The 22,154-nt window shown below is 51.4% G+C and carries 19 protein-coding genes, 2 tRNA genes and 3 pseudogenes; 11 read left to right on the top strand and 13 right to left on the bottom strand.

Annotated features, from left to right (window positions below):
• The first annotated feature begins 16 nt into the window (after positions 1-16).
• Together HMPREF1121_RS02765 and HMPREF1121_RS08790 are read left to right on the top strand one after the other, a co-directional pair.
• Positions 17-1,042 (top strand): PQQ-binding-like beta-propeller repeat protein, encoded by a 1,026-nt coding sequence (locus HMPREF1121_RS02765; protein ID WP_044114534.1) that lies wholly within the window; start codon positions 17-19, stop codon positions 1,040-1,042.
• A 1,610-nt stretch (positions 1,043-2,652) separates the two neighbouring features.
• Positions 2,653-2,814, top strand: coding sequence for a hypothetical protein (locus tag HMPREF1121_RS08790; RefSeq protein WP_156946034.1), 162 nt, complete (start codon positions 2,653-2,655; stop codon positions 2,812-2,814).
• A gap of 508 nt (positions 2,815-3,322) precedes the next feature.
• Here the strand turns inward: HMPREF1121_RS08790 and HMPREF1121_RS08785 are convergent.
• The 13 genes and pseudogenes from HMPREF1121_RS08785 to HMPREF1121_RS02705 form a co-directional block, all read right to left on the bottom strand.
• Positions 3,323-3,469 carry a hypothetical protein gene (locus HMPREF1121_RS08785; protein WP_156946033.1) on the bottom strand — a complete coding sequence of 49 codons (147 nt, stop codon included), beginning with the start codon at positions 3,467-3,469 and terminating at the stop codon, positions 3,323-3,325.
• Positions 3,470-3,489: 20 nt separating this feature from the next.
• Positions 3,490-4,644, bottom strand: coding sequence for a hypothetical protein (locus HMPREF1121_RS02755; protein WP_044114533.1), 1,155 nt, complete (start codon positions 4,642-4,644; stop codon positions 3,490-3,492).
• A gap of 348 nt (positions 4,645-4,992) precedes the next feature.
• Positions 4,993-5,892: pseudogene (locus HMPREF1121_RS02750) on the bottom strand (ISAs1 family transposase); the annotation flags it as partial.
• A gap of 59 nt (positions 5,893-5,951) precedes the next feature.
• Positions 5,952-6,134: pseudogene (locus HMPREF1121_RS08915) on the bottom strand (transposase family protein); the annotation flags it as partial.
• Between the two features lie 73 nt (positions 6,135-6,207).
• A pseudogene (locus HMPREF1121_RS02745) lies at positions 6,208-6,884 on the bottom strand (AAA family ATPase); the annotation flags it as partial.
• A gap of 35 nt (positions 6,885-6,919) precedes the next feature.
• Positions 6,920-7,231: a DUF3853 family protein gene (locus tag HMPREF1121_RS02740; protein WP_009432097.1), complete on the bottom strand. Its 312-nt coding sequence runs from the start codon at positions 7,229-7,231 to the stop codon at positions 6,920-6,922.
• 293 nt (positions 7,232-7,524) lie between these two features.
• Positions 7,525-7,609 (bottom strand) — tRNA-Ser (locus HMPREF1121_RS02735).
• A gap of 107 nt (positions 7,610-7,716) precedes the next feature.
• Positions 7,717-7,790, bottom strand: a tRNA-Arg gene (locus HMPREF1121_RS02730).
• A 266-nt stretch (positions 7,791-8,056) separates the two neighbouring features.
• Entirely contained in the window at positions 8,057-8,755 is a 699-nt protein-coding gene (locus tag HMPREF1121_RS02725; RefSeq protein ID WP_052353560.1) for a YjjG family noncanonical pyrimidine nucleotidase, read from the bottom strand.
• A gap of 45 nt (positions 8,756-8,800) precedes the next feature.
• Positions 8,801-9,022, bottom strand: a complete 222-nt coding sequence (locus HMPREF1121_RS02720; protein ID WP_009433099.1) for a hypothetical protein — start codon at positions 9,020-9,022, stop codon at positions 8,801-8,803.
• Between the two features lie 140 nt (positions 9,023-9,162).
• A complete protein-coding gene (locus HMPREF1121_RS02715) occupies positions 9,163-9,750 on the bottom strand; it encodes an outer membrane beta-barrel protein (protein WP_044114532.1) in 588 nt (195 codons plus the stop codon).
• Positions 9,751-9,844: 94 nt separating this feature from the next.
• The gene (locus HMPREF1121_RS02710) at positions 9,845-11,665 is read right to left on the bottom strand and encodes a DEAD/DEAH box helicase (RefSeq protein ID WP_044114531.1); all 1,821 of its coding nucleotides are present in this window, start codon (positions 11,663-11,665) and stop codon (positions 9,845-9,847) included.
• A 190-nt stretch (positions 11,666-11,855) separates the two neighbouring features.
• Positions 11,856-12,482 carry an SIS domain-containing protein gene (locus HMPREF1121_RS02705; protein ID WP_044114530.1) on the bottom strand — a complete coding sequence of 209 codons (627 nt, stop codon included), beginning with the start codon at positions 12,480-12,482 and terminating at the stop codon, positions 11,856-11,858.
• Positions 12,483-13,564: 1,082 nt separating this feature from the next.
• Between HMPREF1121_RS02705 and ruvX the strand changes: the two genes are divergently transcribed.
• From ruvX to HMPREF1121_RS02660, 9 genes are all read left to right on the top strand, one after another.
• Positions 13,565-14,011: a Holliday junction resolvase RuvX gene (gene ruvX / locus HMPREF1121_RS02700; protein ID WP_044114529.1), complete on the top strand. Its 447-nt coding sequence runs from the start codon at positions 13,565-13,567 to the stop codon at positions 14,009-14,011.
• 21 nt (positions 14,012-14,032) lie between these two features.
• Positions 14,033-14,599, top strand: a complete 567-nt coding sequence (def, locus tag HMPREF1121_RS02695) for a peptide deformylase (RefSeq protein WP_044114528.1) — start codon at positions 14,033-14,035, stop codon at positions 14,597-14,599.
• Positions 14,600-14,661: 62 nt separating this feature from the next.
• The gene (locus HMPREF1121_RS02690; protein ID WP_044114527.1) at positions 14,662-16,737 is read left to right on the top strand and encodes a tetratricopeptide repeat protein; all 2,076 of its coding nucleotides are present in this window, start codon (positions 14,662-14,664) and stop codon (positions 16,735-16,737) included.
• A gap of 55 nt (positions 16,738-16,792) precedes the next feature.
• A complete protein-coding gene (locus HMPREF1121_RS02685; protein WP_044114526.1) occupies positions 16,793-17,926 on the top strand; it encodes a glycosyltransferase family 4 protein in 1,134 nt (377 codons plus the stop codon).
• An 8-nt stretch (positions 17,927-17,934) separates the two neighbouring features.
• A complete protein-coding gene (locus HMPREF1121_RS02680) occupies positions 17,935-19,056 on the top strand; it encodes a glycosyltransferase family 4 protein (RefSeq protein ID WP_044114525.1) in 1,122 nt (373 codons plus the stop codon).
• A gap of 8 nt (positions 19,057-19,064) precedes the next feature.
• Positions 19,065-19,832, top strand: a complete 768-nt coding sequence (gene rsmI / locus HMPREF1121_RS02675; protein ID WP_044114524.1) for a 16S rRNA (cytidine(1402)-2'-O)-methyltransferase — start codon at positions 19,065-19,067, stop codon at positions 19,830-19,832.
• Positions 19,833-19,845: 13 nt separating this feature from the next.
• Positions 19,846-20,700: a Cbp1 family collagen-binding glycoprotein adhesin gene (locus HMPREF1121_RS02670; protein WP_009433110.1), complete on the top strand. Its 855-nt coding sequence runs from the start codon at positions 19,846-19,848 to the stop codon at positions 20,698-20,700.
• Between the two features lie 125 nt (positions 20,701-20,825).
• Positions 20,826-21,578, top strand: a complete 753-nt coding sequence (locus HMPREF1121_RS02665; protein WP_009433039.1) for a DNA repair protein RecO — start codon at positions 20,826-20,828, stop codon at positions 21,576-21,578.
• A 99-nt stretch (positions 21,579-21,677) separates the two neighbouring features.
• Complete coding sequence (locus HMPREF1121_RS02660) at positions 21,678-22,148, top strand: Lrp/AsnC family transcriptional regulator (RefSeq protein ID WP_009433161.1); 471 nt, start codon at positions 21,678-21,680, stop codon at positions 22,146-22,148.
• Positions 22,149-22,154: the final 6 nt, after the last annotated feature.

Genomic DNA, 22,154 nt, shown 5'->3' with positions numbered 1-22,154 from the left:
TATAATAAACTAGATTATGAAGATAAAAGAAGTACGAGAGATTATAAGAGGAGCTGGATACATACGGAATAGTCCTCTAGGCATTATGTGGTTTCGCGGAGAAAGCACAGAACTGAATGGGGTTGAAATTTCGAAGAAGGAGCTTTTTCTTCGGGATGGTTTGCGAGGAGGGGTATTTGCGGCTATGATTCCTAGTGGAGACATCTACGAGATGACTTCGAATGGGATTAAGCTACAGCTACAAGTAGACAAAGCTGTAGGATATCCGAAGATAGGCAAACTCCCCCATTTCTATGTCATGAATAAGCGAGATAAAGAGAAAGGGGAATACATCTATAGATACATTCAAAATGGGGAGGTGTTATGGACTAGATCATATCCCTATAGACTTATCGAACAGTTTGGAAACTATGCTCTCCTATGGGGCACCTTAGGAGGACCGAAGGAAGGTGGTTGTCTGCTCATCGAGCTCACTACTGGAGCTGTGCTTTGGGAATTAGACCATCCTGATGCTTATATAAAGCAGGTTTATCCCTACGAGGATAAGGTGATTATTGTCTGGTTTTGGGAGCTAGGGACTAAGGGAACGAATCGGGTGCTGTGCGTAGAGGTGCCATCAGGGAAGATATTGTGGGAGAATGATGCCTCACGAGAGTACAAAAAGTATGGAGGGGATAAGCTGGTACAGTTCTATGTTCATTATTGGGAGGACGGCAATGATGATAGAGACTTATACGCAGAGCTAGATGTTCATACTGGCGAGGTCTATACTCGTAGGTATCCAGGCTATAATGCTAATGTATTTGTTACGACTATCTACAAGGACTACTTGTTCTATGGCGCAGAAAAGCATAATGCCTATGTCGGAGCTATTGACTTACGCACTCATGAAATGCTGGATGAGGTAAAAGTTGATTTTACGCCAGGTGATTTCAACCACATACAGAGCATAGGCGTACACGATGGACAGCTCTATGTCGAGATTCAGACTGAACTCGACCATAGTGATATACATGTCTTGGACCTAGACGAGGACGAGTGACTTTGACTATGCTATTGCCATCAATGCTATTGCTCCAGGGGTAGTATCTATCTGCAATCATCGCTTCCGGTAGTTTAGCGTTAGGCTGATGGCTTGCTGCTCAAGGGTGATTATTTGCTGGGAGTACTGCTCTAATTGATCCCCCTGTTGGGGTAAGGATCTTTGTGCTACAAATAGCAATTTGTGGGACAAAGACACACCTTGCCAGTATCAAGAAGGGACGCTTCATCGTCTCTACTGATCACTCTATTTCTTTAGTGCTCGAGTAAACTTAAACTTGAGACATCGAGATCTCGAGAAATTAATTAATCTAGATCTCGACATTGGCCTCGGATGATCGAGGTGCTGAGGAACGGGATTTGTTGATGAAGTCCTTACTTGCTAGGTCAACCTTTCTCATCATAAGCCTTGTAGTGAATTGGCATTATTCCGAAAGCTATATAGTAATAGGGTAAAAGCTATATAGTAATCGAAGTAATCCTATATAGGAATCACTTGAAAGCTATATAGTAATGAGACGAAAGCTATATAGTAATCAACTCAATCCTATATAGGAATGCCCCGAAAGCTATATAGCTTTTGTTCCGCCGTTAATTAGGAAGATGTCTCGTAGCCCGATCCAGCAGCCTCGTCCTTATCAAGAAGGCTCTCAATCATAACGTAGGGATGAAGCGAGAGTATGAGTTTCGGAAGCAGGGAGAGCGAATGAAGAAGGACTCTATTTGCTTACTCTTCTAGGTGAAGTTCTAGTCAAGAGAGCAAGCTGATGTAGCTCTCGATTTGCGAGATACAGCAAGAGCTTGGGGTGTTTCACTGCTCGTACGGCGATGAGCTCTATTGAGGGAGCTTGTGACCTTAGGGTAGTTGTTCCTCCCAAAGAAAAAGACGGTGCTAGCCGAGCTAAGTACGCTACGATGGGGATTTGCTTGATGTCGTGCAGATGCATGCTGTTTTTTCTTTGGCGGTTCTTCTTTGGTCGGTCGGACGTTTACTATAGGCACCCCTTCCGTCCGACCATTCTCTATTTATGATTGGTCGGATGGTCAGGTATATATAGCCTGCGACCGACCGGCCAATCGAAGGACTTAGTGGCGCCGGTCTGAGCTGCAGCGATAGCGTCCTCGCCCCTCTTTGATGACCATTCCTTTGCGGAGGAGGAAGCGAAGGAGCTCTTTGAGCTTCGTCTGGCGGTATGGATGACCAGTCGTAGCAGAGTAGGCAGAGCTAAGCCGAGCAAGTAGATCGCCATATCCTAATTCGGTATACTGACCGAACACCTCTCGTAAGGCTTTGCTGTGCTCCTCATAGGTGATTTCTTGGTAAGCGACAACTTGTGGGTGTAGGACGGTATAATCGCTGTCCAGCTTCGGTAAGCAGATGCCTTCGTCTTCTGATAATCTGAAGGCGAATGGCTGAAAAGCCTTTGAACGAATGATCGCGGGGGATACGATGCTTCTATCAGCGTCAGCATTCCTCTCGATGGCCCTTTTTCTTCTAGTTTATATCGGAGTAAGTGCGTAGGGAAATCGACGTATACGTGATCACGAAGTGTAGCGTGGAGAGGCTATCTAGAGCATCACGAAAGTATAATGTGCCGATCTCGAAGATATATGAACCCAAACCTTGGGCTAGTCAGCAGATCAAGGTGGGAGACAAGCCCATCATCCCCTCAGCTTCTCATCCCCTCAGCTTCGACAGCCACTCCTCAGGCAGCTACCTTGCAGAAGGTCTGGAAGCACTGGGTAGAGTCCAGCGAGGCGGTCTACGGATAAGACTGACGTAGCTAAGCCAAACGGAAGGAGTGACAAGCTAATCACAGCTTGGCATAGTGGCATTGCTGCTCAAGAGCCTAGACTCGAAACTGTGATCATCCGATAAGACTACTCGTTCATGCCATTGTGCTCCTCTAAGTCTCTATTTGTGCACCTTAGCTATCCTTGGTGGGGAGAAGATAAGTGTGGGCTAGAGCTCCTGCTTTAACTTTAGGGGGCTTCTTCGTGTCAGGTAATGAGTCTGTCCGTCTGTAGTAAGGAGAGGAGCATTCTCCTATTGTACTTGATGGTAGTGAGGGTACTCGGCACTGCATAGTTGAGAGAAGGGTACTCTGTCGTGCAGTGTGGGTGTATGGCATGAACTGAGAAGGGAAGGGACAGGATGGTATGAGGGTATAAAAGAAGCGACTCAGAGCATCACTCCTGACAGCTGTCTTCGGAGTGAACTCTGAGTCGCTTGGGCTTATCGTAGCTGAGCTACGTGGGGCTCTTGGCTGTAGTGGATGACTTAGATAGTATTGTCATTCCATTCACCTGCATCCTCGATGTCTTCGACATTTCCACTGATGGAGAAGTTTACTAGGATATCCTGAGTTCCTTCGAGCTCAAGAAAAGTAACTTCGGGACGCTGATAGCGCTCTTTCTGTTGTTGCATGTTCATATTCATCTGTGTGCTTAGCCACGTTTGATATTGAATGTGTTGGAGACGATGAGTCCATCTTGCTTCAGAGGCTTGAGCCTCTGTGTAATCCCAGTTTCTACAGATCCAGGCTTACCGTCATACATTACGGAGAATACAGGACCCTCGAGTCTACCGCCTGATTCAGTCTTGTACAGTGGTAGATATATGAGCCACTCTTTCTCTTCAAATGGACCAAGAGGCTTGGGAGTTTTGAAGAAGAGGCTGATGAAGCGATCTGTATGGTATGAGCTCCCTGCATCTGTTGCGATCGTAGGAGGGACCAGTTTCTTCTTTCTCGTGTCCGGGATTGGTACACGAGTGGGGTGCTCAAACACAAGGTCACCACGGCCGACTTTGTCAATCTTCATCCCTTTGACTACATGGGGATCACTGTCGTTATTGCGGATTCGGGCCTTGATGATCGTGCCGAGCATTCTTAACTTCACGTTAGAGAAGACAATCTTGCCGTCAACCACGCCAGTAGGCTTCACTTCGGACGCTATGAAGATAGGACGGGTAATGCCTGTCTTAGCTCCCTGAGCGACCCAGTAGTCGATGGGCTTCGTTAGATCGAGGTCGGTAGGGAGTGTATATCTAGTACGGGAGGTATACATAGGTTGGTTATCCCAAGCGCTTACGTTGCCACCCCACACCTCAAATCCTACGACGAGTGTCATTCTTAGGGTTTCTGGATCGGTGTAGACCTTGGCTTTGTCTCGGCGTGCATGAGGTTTGAGGTGATCCTGGAAGAGTCTCTGGTTTGGGTCGATCTGATCTTCCTTGAAGTAGAAGGAGCTAACCATACGACCATCAGGGCCTTTCGTATTGTTTATACCCAGTACAATCTGACGCATCACATAAGGGGCATCCTCAGAGTTGTCATCTGGTTCGTCGTTGTAGAAGCAGACGAGAGCGGGGATGTTCGTGTCATTAAAGAATGGGGTATACGAAGTGTTCCCATTCTGGCCCGTAAAGGGCTGGAACTCTAGACCACGTGCCAGATTTTCTGGGAGGTCGACCTGTCCGCTCATCGAGATGCTTAGGCCATTCTTAGCCTTCTGTTCCTGCTTTACGACTGGCTCATTGCTTTCCTTATTACAAGCACTGAGCAGGGCCAGCGAAGCAAGCATCAAAATACTTTTCTTCATAGAATGTTGTTTAATAATCGCTGTATAATTGCGTTTTCAGAGTACTTGTACTATACAGCTTGGCACAAGACTCCTAGGATTACTCCATAGAGGGTAGTTGCTTCTCTCGCTGATCCGTCAGGGATCACTATGGGTCAGAGAGCATAGCTACCAAGATGAAGAGGTGTCGTTTGTGCTAGTAAAGCAAAAATGAAAAGAGTGCGAGGGCAGATAATGGGCCATCCTCGATTTTTTCTTTTGTAGTGCGACCAACCTCTTCAATCGCACTGCAAAGGTACAAAAAAATAATTATTCACACTTCATGTTAGCTCTTTAGTGCGGACAGGCGCATAATCGTGTATTTCCTTACTAGAGCTCTAGGTTGAGTAGCTGTAGCGGGTTGAGCTTGGCCAGCAGCATCTGTACGTGCGGGATGGACTTACCGAGCTTCGTCTTGAGGCACTGCAGGATGAAGAGGTCGATCTTGGCCAGTAGCTCCATATTCTTGGCCCCTTCGCCTGCAGGCCTGCTCCAACCGTCCTCGCTGAGGTACGCGTCCAGCATGTAATGCAGCAGGTTCTCTATCTTCCAGTGATCACGAATGGCTCGGAAGACACGCTTGCTATCTTCCACCGAACTAATGCAATAGGAGATCTTTATCGTCTCCTTGCCCGAACGCTTGTCGTAGCGCTTACGGCTAAGCTGGTGGATGCTTTTGATCCCAGCCCAGTCCTTAAAGGCGTAGGAGTCCTCTAGCATTTCGGGGTTTAGGAGAAGGCTCTTCATCTGCCGCGTCTCAATGCGCCCATGCCCTAGGTCTTCCTTCTTGTTGAATGTGAAGCCCTTGTTTGTTCTCGGTAAGCTATCTTCGAGCTCTTGGAGTAGAGTAGGTTGATTGCTATTTACCTGAAGCTGGTAGTGGCTTCCGACCTCAAGGCCTTGCTCTGCGACCTGCCGCTGGCAGCCCAAAGGATCGATGGAAATGAGAGCATCAGCAACATATAGTTCATCCAAAAGCTGACGGATGGAGTCCAGCCCGTTGCGCTTGACGGGCACGGTGCCTACCGAGAGGTCAAGCTGAAGATGAGGGGCATAGGCCGATACGATGTGCGACCCAGTGTCAAGGCTGGGCTTCTTGACGCCACGCATAGTCTTGCCATCGATGCAGATCTGCCGCGTCTCTTCGTTCCACCGAAGTAGGGCAGCGCTCCAGTCCTGATAGGCTCGCTTGAAGCCCTGATGGGGGATGACTTGCAGGGCTCGATTGAGCGTGTCATGTGTGTGGGGGGGGGGGACATGCTCTCGAGCTCCTCCCCGAAGAGCAGCTTGTAGAGCTCCCCGAGACTGGCCTCGTGTGCTTGGGCGTAGTCATGCTTGGTGTAAGAGTCATGCTTGGAGATGCTGGCACAGAAGGCGATGAGAAGAAGGAGAGGTAACGGGTAGCGCTTGTTCTTATCGCTACGGTGGTCGTCGATTAGACTGAGGCTGCTAATGAGGCTAGAGGATTCCATAGCTTAAAAAAGTGAGTGTTGATGGAACAAGCTACGCAAGTTTGCCCGCCGAGCAACATTATGCGTCAGCCCTCGGGGATACAATGCTTCTATCAGCGTCAGCATTATCTCTGGCAATAAGTAGCACGCTTTCGGCTTTGTTGTTTAGCTCAGTGCCAATGTGCCCACGTGCATTGTCGTCTCCCTTGTTGAGATGAAGGACCGTCTGGATATGGATGTTCTGCTCGCCTGTCCATTGCATTAGGTCTCCGACGAGCTTGGTAGCTTCAGTGGAGCGGTTAATGTCATGCATAAGATCACGGATGCCATCAATGATGACGAGCCCTACATCAGGGGTGTGGTAGATGGCGTAGCGAATCGAATGATGGCCCTACGGATCTCGGGCTCAGCGATGGCTCTCAAGTGGCTGAAGTGTAAATGCTGGGGTTCACGGTCAAGAGGAAGTCCAGCCAAGTGTAAGATGCGCTGCATGACGAGCTGGCAATGATAGGGGCTTTGTTCGGTGTCGAAGTAGAGAATGTTGCGCTTGGTCTCAGGAAAGCTCGCTCGATATTCTAGCACCTGGCCATTGATGAGGGCTGCCGCCACCAGCGCACAGACGTTGAAGGTCTTCTTAGCCTTGGCTTTTCCTGTAGAGACGCTGAAGTTGCCGAGCGTACCAATGATTGCATCATCCACACGGAGCACTACGGGAGGGAGGGTGAATTCGTCTGTTACTCGGATGAGCGAGCGTCTCCATACCTCCTCCATATCGGGTGATGGATCGCAGGACTGGGTGAAAGCATTCATCTGCGTCCTCCTGATTTGCGTCCTGCTAGCTCAAGGGCGAGGTCTGCATCAACGATGATCTTTCGTCCGACTTGCGTGATAGCCCGATCGATCTTTCCACTCTGCTTGATGCGATTGGCCGTGGGGAGGCTACACCCAAAAAGTCGGGCAAGCCCAGATAGTCCATAAACGAAGTGTCTTTCTTCTTTGGCGGAAGACATCTCGGATTCTGCTCCCTCTGGTTGCATTACTTTCTGTTGGGTGAGGAAGAGTAGTTCTTCACCCGTCATCTGCCATACGGGCTTCTCGAGGAGTTCGTGTAGTGTCATAGTTGCTTATACGTTGCGGTGTCAATCCAATTGAATGTGTCTTTATGAGTCTTCGAGAGTCTTCAAGCATGGTCTTGAATAGCTCTGACACTGCAAATGTATAGGCGAAATGAGCACGCCCGAATAGCCCAGGAAGGGGGAGGATGTATTAGGAGAATGTGGGAAAATAAGCCGAGCCCTTTGGGCTCCATCAAGAAGCTCCAAGGGCTCGTTTATCGTCTTATAGGCTATCGATATTTCTGGGTGTAGAAAGGGTGTAAGTCGCATAACCTGCTGATTTACACCCTTTATTGCGGAGAGAGAGGGATTCGAACCCCCGGTACCTTGCGGTACAACGGATTTCGAGACCGCCACATTCGACCACTCTGCCATCTCTCCTATGGTCGATCACGAGAAGAGGAGACTCGCTCCATCCTCCTAAGATCGCTGCAAAGATACGCATTCTTCTCGGTTCGCAGAAACGAACTCAAGGAGCTCTGCGGATGTGACCCAGGAGGGACTCAAACCCTCGACCTTCAGAACCGGAATCTGACGCTCTATTCAACTAAGCTACTGAGCCATTTTTTCAGTCAACGCCACCATCAAGAAGGCTCGTAATTCTGCTCTCTTAGTGGCGTAGCCAGCGCAAAGATACGAATTCTTTAGACTCCTTTGTGAGCTGTGAGACGGATGATTTCGTAGCGTAATAAAGCAACTTCCCCCGACGGATCTACGGATCCGTCGGGGGAAGTCGCTTTAGAGGATAGGCAAAAGGCCGAATGAGGGAGGTGAGCTTGCCATAGGCTTTGACTTCTTTCTTTGCGCTATGGCGATGAGACGATGCTCTTAGAGGAAGGTCTTCACTTCGCTCAGGTGCTGGATGACGTAGTTCAAGGGGAGGCTCTCAGGTACTGGGGCGGCGTGGCTATTGTACCAGCAGCGGTCGATACCACTGCGAAGGGCGCCCATCATATCAGCCTGGAGGCTGTCTCCGATGAAGAGCACTTCATTGGGGGCTACGCCGCTTCGTCGCATGGCTTCCTCAAAGAAGGCCTCGGCAGGCTTCTCTGCCCCGATGTCATCTGAGACGAAGAGGTCGGAGAAGTAGTGCAGGATCCCTGCGACCTGCAGACGAGAACGCTGCATCTCGAGGATACCATTGGAGGCGACATAGAGCTTGTAGCGCTCGCTGAGATAGCTGAGTGCTTCAGCGGCTTCTGGCTCCAGGATGGCTTCTTCGTGGAGCTGCTGATGGAAGAACTTCCCGAAGGCATCCGCATCCGCGTCGATGGCGAGTGCTGCTAAGAGACGATGGAAGATTGTGTCGTGGATCTCCTGTACGGTTATCTGTTGGCGCTGCTGCTGCGTCCAGAGTACATCGCCGATCCAATAATAGACTTCGTAGTAGCTCGGCTCGTAGGTAATGCCCATAGCTTCGAAGGTCTTCCGAAAAGCTCTCTCAGCTGAGGGACGGAAGGTCAGAAGCGTATTGTCAATATCGATGAAGAGCGCCTTGTAAGGGCGCTCCATAGCAGTCTTATGCATGTGAGTAAAGGTATATAATATAGGCTGGGGGCTTCGTGGAGGTACTTACTTTCGCTTGTCGTCACGCCGTGAGAGCAGGAGGAGCTTCACGTAGTAGATGACGCGTATGACGATAGCTGCCATCCCGAGGCTCTGAAAGAGTAGGGGATAGGTACTACGACAGGCAAAGAAAGCAACGATAGAGCCGATGGCCAGTACGAAGAACCACAGCTGGAGGATGAAGTCAATGCGATCGCCCTTCTTGGGGCGGGAGGAGCTTGTATTCATATATTATATAAACCGGATGCAACTCATGCGGTTCACTCCTACATATTAATAATAGTAGTAGGAGATAAGAGTGCAGACCCTCCCGCCTCCTTTATCGGGGCGGGAGGGTCTGCAATCTCTAAGAGAGGATGGCGTGCTTCTTAGAAGCGCAGACCGACACCGAAATAGAAGGAAGCGTTCTTGAGGCTTGCTTCACTGGCCTTCTGCTTGTAGATGTTCGTCAGACCAATGTCCGACCCCAGTCGGAAGTACAGGCTACTGAGGTGTACTGCTACTGAAGCATTGATGCCCGTCTCGAAGCGCTTGAGGCCACCATTCTGGAAGTCGAGGAGGACATCCTTAGCGGTAGAGCTGGAGGAGATACCGTAGGAGAACGATGGGCCCCCTTCGAGCGATACAGCTAAGCCCCCGAGGCCTAGGCGTAGACCGAGGTTGACGGGTACGCTCAGATAGTTCAGCGTCGTCGTCTGGTCGCCCAGCTTACTCCCGTTCTGCTGGAAGGCGACACCAGGAGCGATATAGAGCGGGCCAAGGAGACCAACTTCGACAGCCCCAGCGACGCGGAAGCCTGGACGAGTCTTGTAGTCCTTGACAGAGTAGCCATTGGCGTCTTTAGCGATATTCGTGGAGAAGTTCCCTGCGACTTCGAGACGGGGATGGACTCCCTGAGCTTGCACTGCGAAGGTGCTGGCAAGCAGCGCAACGGCTGCGATGATCATCTTCTTCATAATTCGTTCGTGTGTACTAAATATACAGCGGTAGAAAGCCTATCTACCATGATGTATCTATAACGGAGGGAGGGACTATAGATGATATACACGCTTACCAGCGGTTCTTCTTCTTGCCTCCCTTTGAGCTCTTACCTCCCTTGTATTTGTCGAAGGCCCCCTCGCTACTCTTACTCCCCTTGCGGTAGGACTTGCGCTCGGGAGTAAAGTCTTGATTGCGACGACTGCGGCGTTCGTTCTTGCCGTCGCCACTGCCCATGGCATCGGCATAGTCGACTGCGATACGGCGGCCATCGACCTCGTAGCTGCTCATTGAGCGAATGACCTCCTGAGCATCAGCTTCCTCAACTTCGAAGAAGGCAAAGCGTGGGAGTAGGTCGATCTTACCGATCTTCACGCGCCCAGGGACGCACTTGTTGATCAGCTCAATGAGCTTGTTGGGGAACATGCGGTCGAGCTTACCGAAGTTGATGAAGAGGCGCTTCATCCCTTCCTCGGCTACGGCATTGCGCTTGTCACGCTTCTTGCCTTCCTTACCTTCGCCCGAGAGGCGGCCCTTGTCATCGGCCTCCTCGATCGCCTCTTCGCTCTCGTAGTAGTCGAGCAGGCGACGATGCTCGAGGAGCATCAGTCGGCGCACAAGTTCCTCGCGGTCGATCCAGTCGAGCTTGCGGACTAGCTCGGGAAGCACGGTGTCGAGCGTCGTATCCTCGGTAAGCTCGACACGCTCGATGCGGTCTGCTAGATGGAAGAGCTGCTTCTCGCAGATCGCTTGACCTGTGGGGAGGTGCTTACGCTCGATGGTGGCATGCGAGATGCGCTCGATGTCACGCAGGCGACCACGCTCACGGCTGTGACAGATAGCGATGGAGATACCCATCTTCCCTGCACGTGCCGTACGGCCACTGCGGTGGGTATAGCTCTCGATGTCATCAGGTAGGCCGTAGTGGATGACGTGCGTGAGGTCGTTCACGTCCAGCCCGCGAGCTGCCACGTCGGTAGCGACGAGGAGCTGTAGATTGCGGATGCGGAACTTCTGCATCACATAGTCACGCTGTGCCTGCGAGAGCTCGCCATGGAGGGCATCAGCATTGTAGCCATCACGGATGAGCTGGTCGGCGATCTCCTGCGTCTCCTTACGCGTACGGCAGAAGATGATCCCATAGATATCGGGGTAGTAGTCGGCGATGCGCTTCAGGGCAAGATACTTGTGCCGAGCGGAGACGACGTAGTAATAGTGACGGATATTCTTGTTGCCTTCGTTCTTCGTCCCGACGATGATCTCCTTAGGCTCGTGCATGTAGGAGGCAGCGATGGAGCTGATCTCTCGGGGCATCGTAGCGGAGAAGAGCAGGAGGTGGCGCTCCTGAGGCACTTGCGCTAGGATCGTCTGCAGGCTCTCGGAGAAGCCCATGGTGAGCATCTCGTCCGCTTCGTCGAGGACTACGGTCTCGATGGCATCTAGGCTAGCTGCACCTCGCTCCATCAGGTCAATGAGTCGCCCTGGGGTAGCTACGATGACCTCTACCCCACGGCGAAGTGTGCGTATCTGTGCCTCAATGGACGAGCCCCCATAGACGGGCAGGATGCGTACCGAGGGGAGGTGCTTGCTATAAGCCGTGAGGTCGTCAGCGATCTGCAGACAGAGCTCGCGGGTAGGGCAGAGGACGAGGGCACGTGGTGTAGCTACACCATCGTTGGGCTGAGCCTGAAGGCTTCGCTCTACGTTCTGCAGGAGGGGTAGGCCAAAGGCTGCCGTCTTCCCCGTCCCCGTCTGGGCCAGGGCGATGAGGTCAATGGGGGCCCCTAAGAGGTAAGGGATCACAGCCTCTTGCACCGGCATGGGCTGTTCATAGCCAAGCTCACGAACGGCTTGGCAGATAGGGGCACTTACCCCTAATTCTTCGAATGTCATCTAATGTAACTGATAAGTAAGCATCCGTCCGCCCCGTGAGGGGTAGAGGGATCGTGGACGTATGCTCTATGGTGAAGTCCATCAGCCTGACCTCGATGAGTGCATACATAAATCATAAAATAGAGTGCGGGAGGCCCATCGGAATGCGTCCAGCTCTCCCGAGCTGTGCGTGGGCGCCCTGCGGTGGAGACTACTTCTTCTCTGTCTCGGGAGAGACGAGCTCGCGGCTCTTGTCCCCGAGGTAGCCACCATGGTGGCGTAGTGAGTAGTCGTGGTAGGTGAAGCCGATGCGCTGCATTACACTCACTACCAAGAGGTCACCGAGCACCGTCATCACGGTCGTACTCGTCGTAGGCGTCAGCCCCAGAGGGCATACCTCTGCAGGGTTGCCCGTGGAGAGGGTGACATCGACGAGCTGAGAGAGTGGACTCTCGCTATTACCCGTGATGAGGATGAAGGGTAGGCGGGGATACATGCGCCGTGTGAGGGCGACAAGCTCCAGTACCTCGCGTGTCTTGCCTGAGTTGCTGATCAAGAGCATCACATCGCTCTCGCAGACCATCCCGAGGTCACCATGCTGTGCTTCGCTCGGATGGAGGAAGTAAGCGGGCGTCCCCGTAGAGCTGAAGGTCGTCGCGATGTTGTGAGCGATCTGTCCAGCCTTCCCCATACCTGAGGTGATGAGGCGACCACCACCCTGATGCACGTGCTCCAGGATCAGGCGGATAGCTGCTTCGTAGTCATTGTCTTGTGGAATGGTACGCAGCGCTTCGATCTCAGCGCTGAGGATCTCAGGGATAGTATATTGCTTAGACATGTCGCTCGTGGCAAAACTTTTTCTCTTCCACAAAGATACGTCTTTCCCCTGAGAGAGGAGCTGTCCTCTACGGCTTTCGGATAATGGGTATTCCTATCGTTCGGTGTTAGACCGATGCAATTTTCTGTAAGAAGAGGCTATCCTACAGTGTTTTATGAATGAATGTTGCACTGCAGTACTACTTAGTGGTGGTTCGTTCCTGCGAAGGAAAAGCTGGAGACAGTCATGGAAAGCCTTCCTACGAGTACGAGTAGAAGTAGCGGACGAATGGCTGATAAGCTTCGTCTACGTACGTGGTCCTTAGATCCACGTATGTGGACTTTAAGATTTTCGTACCTGGTCTTTACGACTACGTGCATGGATGAGGAAGCACCACTACGGAAAGCAGCTTTTTCCTTCACAAGAATGCTGCTTGCTTTAATGGTATTTAACGTGCTGTGTCTATAATTTAATAGTTGCTGTCTATTGGAGTATGTTTCTGGATCATAGTGTCTTTGCACACAAATTGGTTTTTTGTGCTTTGAGTCTTTGGGCTTGAAAAACTGCTACCACTCTATGTCCGCATGGGACTGTAAGTGGCGCTGGGTATGAATTGAGTACCAGTCTCCACTCCCACAACTCAGTACTATACTATGTGTGAATTAGAATCAAATTTATCCCTGATTGTGTCTTGAAAAAAGTTCTCTTATTTGCTGGTCTCTTCGGCACTCTCCTCGCTTCTTGTAGCCAGGATGATAGCGATCAACTGGCTCAAGTAACTCTCTCTTCTATTGGATCCATGGTGCAGGTTCTACACCAAGTTGGCTCTACTTCTATGGTGAGAGTATCTCCAGTAATCGTGGTCCGTAGGGCGCTGACTCTGTCGCTAATGCAAAGGGTGAAGCTTACTCCGCCGCAGACCAAAGTAAGCTGAAGGCTTATATCCGCCCCTTCTCTAAGAAGCCTATCCAGTGATCTTGCGTAGGCTGATATACTTCCCTGGCTCCCTATCCAACACGAGGATAGGGAGCCAGTTTGCTTTAGGGTGGTGGCGAGCGCGAGAGGCAGAGAGCAGGTAGTTTTCCGTATCTTTGACCCAAACTATGGGACGAATACTCGCTATCGACTACGGACAGAAGCGCTGCGGTGTCGCAGTCACTGATCCTCTCCAGATCACCCCGGGGGGGCTCGGGACACACCCGACGCATCAGCTCCTCGCCTTCGTCACAGACTACGTACAGCGTGAGTCTGTGGAGCGTATCATCATCGGCTATCCCCGACAGATGAATAATGAGGAGTCTGCCTCGATGAAGTATATCCGCCCCTTTGTAGAGAAGCTCCGTAAGGCCTTGCCCTCTGTCCCTATTGAGTATCAAGATGAGCGCTTCACCTCGACTCTGGCACAGCGTGCTATACGTGAAGCGGGGATTGGCAAGAAGCGCCGTGAGCAGGATAAAGGGCTCGTCGACGAGGTCAGCGCTGTCATTATCCTGCAAAGCTACCTTGAGAGCCGTGATGGTCTCGGGGCAATTCACCTACCATTCAAATAGTATCACCTAATCATCCCTACGATGAAGCTACCTATATATATATATGGACACCCCGTCCTGCGTGAGGTCGGGCAAGATATTACCGCCGACTACGAAGGCCTGAGCACCCTCATTGAAGATATGTGGGAGACCATGTATTTCTCTGATGGCATTGGCTTAGCCGCCCCTCAGATCGGTCGTGCTATCCGCCTCTTCGTCATCGATGCCGATCCTATGGCAGAGACCTTCCCCGAGTGCAAGGGGCTCAAGCAGACCTTCATCAATGCTCGCATCGTCGAGAGTAGTGAAGAGACCCTCGCCGAGAATGAGGGTTGCCTCAGCATCCCTGGTATCAATGAGAAGGTCACGCGCCCAGCGACGATCACTATCGAGTATCTGGATGCACACTTCCTGCCCCATCGTGAGACGTACACGGGCTTTGCCGCTCGTGTGATCCAGCACGAGTATGACCACATCGAGGGCGTCCTCTTCATTGATAAGATCGCGACCATCCGCAAGCAGCTCATCAAGGGCAAGCTTGCTAATATGCAGAAGGGCAAGGTGTCGGCACACTATCGTGTCGTCACCGCTCCACAGAAGCGTAAGTAATCCTTGGGCTGTGGGCTCCTCGTGCCTCAGCCTTCACTCCCACACTACGAGATAGCCGATATATGAAGAAGTACACACTTGCGGCCCTTGCCCTCCTCCTATCTGCCTCTACGCTCCGTGCACAGATCGATGTCGAGCAGGCGCTTTCGATCGGACGCAATGCGATCTACTTCAATGACTATATCGTCTCGATGGGGTATTTCAACCAGATCATCGGCTTGCGCCCCTGGATGGCTGAGCCCTACTTCTATAGGGCTGTGGCGAAGATCAACCTTGATGACTATGCCGGTGCTGAGGCTGATGCTTCGCTGGCTCTTGAGCGTAACCCGATCTTTCCTCGTGCCTACCTTCTACGTGGGATCGCTCGCTTCTCGCAGAAGGAGTATACTCCAGCAGTCGAGGACTTCCGTCGAGGACTCGAGCTCTCCCCGCGAGATGTGGGACTTCAGTACAACTTGTCCATAGCCCTACTGCAGGATAAGCGGTATGCGGCGGCAGATAGTGCTGCCCAGCGTCTGCTGGAGATCGATCCGAAGAACAAGGATGCTTATCGCATCTTAGCACAGTCAGCCCTGGAGCGAAAGGATACAGTTAGCGCTACACGGCAGGTGGACTACCTGCTGGCGAAGGACTCGACCTACCTACCAGCTCACCTCCTCCGTGCCCAGATAGCAGCCGAGCGCAAGGATTATAAGACGAGTATTCGTGCGCTTGATCGCGTGTTAGCTCAGGATGCAGGTGATGCCAACCTCTATGTCAATAGAGCGATCATGCGCTATCACCTCAATGACCTGCGAGGTGCCATGAGTGACTACTCTGAGGGACTACGCCTCGAGCCGAATGACCGTGCTGCTCTCAACAATCGTGCGCTACTGCGTACGCAGGTAGGGGAGTATAGCTTGGCTATTCAGGACTGGGATAAGCTCCTACAGCTTGAGCCAGACCACTACATCGCGCGCTACAACCGTGCACTCCTACATCTTCGCTTAGGGAATCTTCGCTCTTCCTTAGAGGATCTCAATATCGTCCTCAAGCGCTATCCTATCTTTGCTGAAGGCTTCATGGCGCGTGCGGAGGTCCGCCGTAAGATGGGTGATGTCAAGGGAGCTACACGCGACGAACTTCATCTCTTTGACCTGCAGAATAGCAAGAGCTATCGCAATCGTGCCGCCTCCGCTTCTCGTCCCGCTAAGGATGGCAAGGAGACGCGTAGCCGAGAGGATAAAGCGATCGAGAAGTACAATATGCTCGTCGAGACAGCTCCAGAGCCCGTCAAGGACAAGCCCAGATATACCAGCCAGATCCGAGGCCGTATCCAGGATCAGGAGACGCAGATGACGCCTCGTCGTGATCTGACTCTCTCATACTTCACTGAGATAGATAAGGATGGGAACCAGGGCCAGGTCTACTTTGCTCCGCTCTTGGATCGCCTCAATACACAGCGTCTGCATCAGGATAAGCGTGCACTCCGTCTTGTGCTCCGTGAGCAGGGGAGTAGTCTGAGTATGGCAGAGGTGGATGAGGTGCAGAAGCATCTCAGCCAGCTGAATGCTCAGGCCGAGAAGACTGCGCAGCTCTCCTTCCTTAAGGGTATTGACCATCTCCTCCTGCAGGATCTCGGTGCTGCGATATCAGCTCTTACCGAAGCTATAGAGAGTGACCCATCATTTACTTTAGCCTACTATGCTCGCTCCATCGCGTCACTTCGTCGGAGTGAGGCTGAGCGTGGACGCCCTGTCGAGCAGTCTACTCCTTCTGCACCTCAAGTAAGAGCTGCTGCTACGGGGGCTAAGGCTACGGCACCAGCAGAGCTCCCCCTCCCCGCACCTACCCCAACGAGAGTCGTCGAATACTCCCCCTTGACTGACCTTAATCAGGTCATCACTCAGGCTCCGACATTCGCCTTTGCCTACTATAATCGGGCGAACCTATATGCTAAGACGGGGGATGTAGAGCGAGCAAAGCAAGACTATACCAAGGCGATTGAGCTCAACCCGCTCTTTGCTGAAAGCTACTTCAATCGCGGCCTTCTCTACTATTCCGAAGGGAAGGTCAAGGAAGGTACTCGCGACCTAAGTCGTGCTGGTGAGTTGGGGCTCTACAAGGCCTACAGCCTCATCAAGCGAATGAATAAATAGGGTAGTACGAGGAAAGAGCTAACTTTGTGCATTAACATATCAGAAATATAAGCCAATGAAGATCGTCTACTGTATCTCTGCGATGTTTAAGTCCGGAGGGATCGAGCGAGTCATCGCCAATAAGGTGAACTACCTTGTGAACCATGGCTATGAAGCTTGTATCATCACTACGGATCAGGCTGGTCGTCCTGACTTTTTCCCTATTGATGAGCGTGTAGAGCGAGTTGATCTAGGGCTGAATTACGATCAGTTTGATGAACTCTCCCCTTGGAAGCGCTACTGGAAGACGTATCAGTTACGCTCCCAGCATAAGGCTCGCTTGGAGGCTGAGCTCAAGCGATTGCATGCTGATATCACCGTCTCTGTCTGGCGTCAGGAAGCTAACTTCCTCCCCGACCTGAAGGATGGTAGTCGAAAGATCCTTGAGTTACATTCAGCCAAGGCTACAGCAGTGCTTATGCATCCTGCGGGGAGTAAGTTGAGGCGCTTCATTGGGCGGCTTCGTGTAGCCCAGCAGGAGCGCGTCGCTGCTCGCTATGATCGCTTCGTTATCCTTACTCATGAAGAAAAGCCTCTTTGGAAGGGCTTTTCTAACCTGAGTGTTATTCCCAATGCCCTTCCTTTCTCTCCCCAAAAGCGAGCCGATGTGTCAGCTAAGCATCTCATCGCTGTGGGGCGTATGGAGTATCAGAAGAATTTTCCTGAGCTCCTTCAGATCTGGTCACGTGTCGCACCTGACTTCCCCGAATGGCAACTGCATCTATATGGTAGTGGCTGGATGCTTGATGGCTTGAAGCGTCAGGCAAAAGAGTTGGGGATTGCCACTCAAGTCTCCTTTGAGGGAGCTGTGAGCGATATGGAGACGGCTTATGCCTCCTCCTCGGTCTATCTGATGACCTCACATTATGAAGGACTCCCTATGGTCCTCCTCGAAGCTCAGTCAGTTGGTCTGCCCGCGGTCTCCTATATGTGCCCTAGTGGGCCTTGCGATATAATCACTGATGGTAAGGATGGTTTCTTGGTTCCCCTCTATGATCAGGAGACTTTTGCAGAGCGTCTTCGAACGCTAATGCGTGATGAAGAGCTCCGTCGTCATATGGGACAAGCAGCAGAAGTAGCCTCGCACCGCTATGACCTTGATGTTATCATGCCCCAGTGGCTATCGCTATTTAATGAACTCGTAAAGTAACCCCTCTTATGAAAATTGCCTACGTTTTAAATAATACTTGGTACGCTGGAGGCCAGACTCGCGTGCTGATAAATAAGATGAACTACTGGGTTAAGCACGGGCATGACGTGTATATTTTAACTGCGGATCAAGACGGGAATCCATCTTACTATGAGATGGATCCGAGGGTAAAGACGGTGGACTATGCCATTGGGTACATTGGAGCAGACCAGCTTGGCATACTACAGAAGGCGATGAAGTTGCCTGGCTTCCTCATTCGTCATTATGTCCGGATGAAGCGAACTCTGATGGAGATTCGTCCTGATATAGTGGTCTCTATGTATGGTAAGGAGATCTTCTTCTTACCCTTTATCAAGGATGGAAGTGCTAAGGTCTTGGAGGCACATGGTGCCCGCTATACTTGGACCTTCTCCAGAAAGGGGCTCTTAGGTAAACTCCAGAATTGGCTCGATATTAAGCTGGTTCGACGCTTTGATCAGTTCGTAGTCTTGACCCAGGAGGATATACCGAACTGGGACGTCCCCAATACGATCTGCATACCTAATGGGAATACATTCGCTCCAGTTGAGAGTGCCACTCTTGATGTAAAGAAGGTGATTTCCTCTGGACGCCATGGTGTACAGAAGAATTTTGAAAACTTAGTTGAGGCTTGGGCAATCGTACATGCAGCTTGTCCCGACTGGCGCTTGAAGATCTGTGGCCAGGGACTGGAGAAGCTTGATCCTATCATTGATAAGCTCCAGCTGAGAGATAGTATTGACCGCTTAGAGTCTTCTGATATGCAGAAGGAGTATATGGACTCATCTATCTCGGTTGTGAGTTCTCGCCATGAGGGCTTTTCAATGGCTCTTGCAGAAGCGAATGCTTGTGGTGTGCCGAACGTCTCTTACGCTTGCCCTTGTGGGCCCCGTGATATCATTATCAATGGCGAAACTGGTATCCTTGTAGAGGAGCTTGAGGATTATCATAAGCTGGCGGAGGGGATCATCCGTCTGATTCAAGGTGATGAGTTGCGCAAGAAGATGGGGAAAAGAGCGAAAGAACTCTCCGTACGCTTCTCGGAAGAGTCCGTCATGCAGCGCTGGACGAAGCTATTCACCGAGCTCATCACTAAGAAGAAAAAGCATTAGCCTCCACGATGCCTAAGCTCATACTCGTACCGACTCCGATCGGAAACCTTGAGGATATCACCCTGCGGGCTCTCAATGTACTAAAGAGAGTCTCGCTCATATTGGCCGAAGACACTCGTACCTCAGGGCTACTCCTACAGCACTATGAGATTAAGTGTCCGATGCAGAGCTACCATAAGTACAATGAGCATCAGGCTCTCGAACGCCTGTGTGAACGTATTGAGCAAGAGGGTGAGGTGGCTTTGATCACAGATGCTGGTACACCAGCTATTTCGGATCCGGGGTATCTCTTGGTGCATGCTTGTATTGAGCGAGGGATCGAGGTGGAATGCCTTCCTGGCGCAACCGCCTTCGTCCCTGCTTTGGTCGTCTCGGGCCTACCTTCTGATCGCTTCGTTTTTGAGGGGTTCCTCCCTGTGAAGAAGGGTAGGCAGACGAAACTGCAGACCATAGCATCTTCAGACTATACAACCATACTGTACGAATCTCCACATAGAATCGTTAAGACATTAGAGCAACTCTCCGAACACATGGGAGCAGAGACAAAGGTCGCTGCAGTCCGAGAGATCTCTAAACTCTATGAGGAAGTGGTTCGTGGAAGCCTCGCGGAGGTCATCCAGCACTTCACGGAGCATGAGCCCCGAGGAGAGTTCGTTCTCATAGTGGGTAAAAGCACTGTAAGTGATAAGAAACAAAATATAATAGATCCCATCCACAGCTCGTCCGACGAAGAGGATCGACGCAAGATGAAGCGATCGAAGAAGTGGAATAAGTAAATCGAATAAACGTATGACAAAGAGACTTGTCTTGGGTGCAGCGATGCTGCTTACTCTCGCTTCCTGCGGGAAGAACTCTGGCGAATATCAGACGCTCAAGCAGCAGTATGATTCACTCGCCCTGATCAACCAGAACTATGAGGCCGAACTCCATGAAACAGACTCCCTCGTAGCCAGTGTCCTGACGAACTTCCAGGAGATCTCCTCCGTCGAAGGGATGATCAATGTCAATCCTCGTAGTGGCGACCTCCAGCGCTCTGAGCGTGATCGTATCAAGGATAACATGCTCCTGATCAACGATAAGCTCCGTGCCAGCAGTGAAGCTCTTGACCAGCTGACTAAGAAGCTGGAGTCAAGTGGTAAGGAAAACAAGCGTCTGCACGGCACGATCGCTGCTCTGCGTAAGGAGCTCGAAAACCAGAAGCAGCGTGTCCTCGCTCTCTCCGAAGAGCTCGAGCGTAAGAACCTCGCTATCGGCGTACTGGACTCTATGCTTACCCAGCGTAATGGGGACGTTGATCGTCTGAATGTCGCTACGGCACAGCAGGCCGAAGCTCTGGCTGCTCAGGAGAAGGAACTGAACACCGTCCGCTACTGCGTCGGCACCAGCTCTGACCTCAAGGAGATGAACCTCATCAAGAGCGGTCGCGTCGTCACGGAGAACGCTAACATGAGCTACTTCACGAAGACGGACCTCCGCGAGCTCTCGCAGATCCCCCTCTTCAGCCGTAAGGCTCGCCTCTTGACAGTGCATCCTGCTTCTTCTTATGAGCTCGTTCCAGGCTCTGATAAGCAGCTTGTCCTCTACATCAAGAATGCTCAGGCCTTCTGGAGTAACTCAAAGATCCTCGTTGTCCAAGTAGACTAAGCTAGTCCCTGAGGCATGAGCATCTAATCTCACTCACGAAGACGAGTCTATAGCACTGCCCACATCGTGGGGCATAGCTGTAGGCTCGTCTTCTTCTTTATTGGTATTTCCTAAGTAGACTGCTGATGGGTTATACGACTACGCCTGCTCTTGTGCTCCATCGTACTCGCTATAGTGACCGCTATAGCATCGTACACCTCTATAGTCGGGAGATAGGCTACGTTGGTACGCTTGTCCCCGAGACCTCCAGCCGAAAGAACGCTGTGCGGGAGCACTTGCGCCCTTTGGCAGAAGTGGAGATCACGCTGTCGCTTAGTCCTCAGCGTGATTTGGCACGTATTCAGGAGGTGCATAGCTTGCATCCTCGACACGCAGTCCATACGGATCCTGCTAAGGGAGCTCAGGCGATTTTCCTGAGTGAGTTCCTCTATCGTATCTTGTCGACGACGCAGACACCCGATGAGGAGCTCTATGACTATATCTCCTCATCGCTTGTCCTATGGGAAGGGCTTAGTCGCGGTGTTGCGAATTTCCACCTCTGCTTCCTACTGACACTCCTCCCTTACTTCGGTATCGCTCCAGATCTTCCCGATGATGAGGCTCGAGGATGTGGATATTGCTTCAGCCTGCAAGAGCAGTGCTACCTGCCACATCGAGAGGCTTATTGCTTGTCACCAGAGGAGACACAGCATCTGCCGCTTTTCCTTCGCATGAGCTATTACACAATGCACGGCTTTGCCTATAGCCGGCAGCAGCGCGGGGTGATTCTCGATTACCTCCTTGACTATTACCGCCTACACTTACACTCTTTCCCTCAGCTCAAGTGCCTCCCTATTCTGCGCCAACTTGGGCAGTCTGCAGAGAGAGAAACTAGGTAAATTGCCAAGATCAGAGCACGATATGGCAACTAATCATGGGATATTTACTACATTTGTATCATAAAGTGTGCAATTAGTGGCGCACCGACCCACCCTTGTATGAAGAAACTGAATGAGCTGGATCTGAAGATCCTTAGACGACTGACTACGAATGCTCGCGTCCCCTTGCGTGACGTAGCTGAAGGAGAGAATAGCTCGCGCTCCTCCGTCAATCAGCGTCTTACCCGTATGATTGAGAATGGGGTCCTGACCTCACTAAAGTATCATGTGAACCCCAAGAAGATAGGCTACAACACGTGTACCTACGTTGGGGTGCGACTGGAGCGAGGCTCTCTCTACAAAGAGGTCGCCGAGCGAATGCGTGAGATCCCTGAGATCGTCGAGTGTCACTTCACTACGGGACCCTATACGATGCTCATCAAGCTCTATGCGATTGATAATAATGACCTCATGCGCATCCTCAATGGGATTATTCAGAGCATCCCAGGGGTCGTCGCTACCGAGACCTTGATCTCGCTGGATGTAAGCTTTGAGCGTAGCATCCATATCCCAGATCATATCCCCCAATAGGCGGTC

It is taken from the genome of Porphyromonas sp. KLE 1280, from assembly GCF_000700805.1.
Lineage (GTDB): Bacteria > Bacteroidota > Bacteroidia > Bacteroidales > Porphyromonadaceae > Porphyromonas > Porphyromonas pasteri.
Note: the sequence above shows the minus strand (reverse complement) of the source record. Positions and strands in the feature narration are given on the sequence as shown.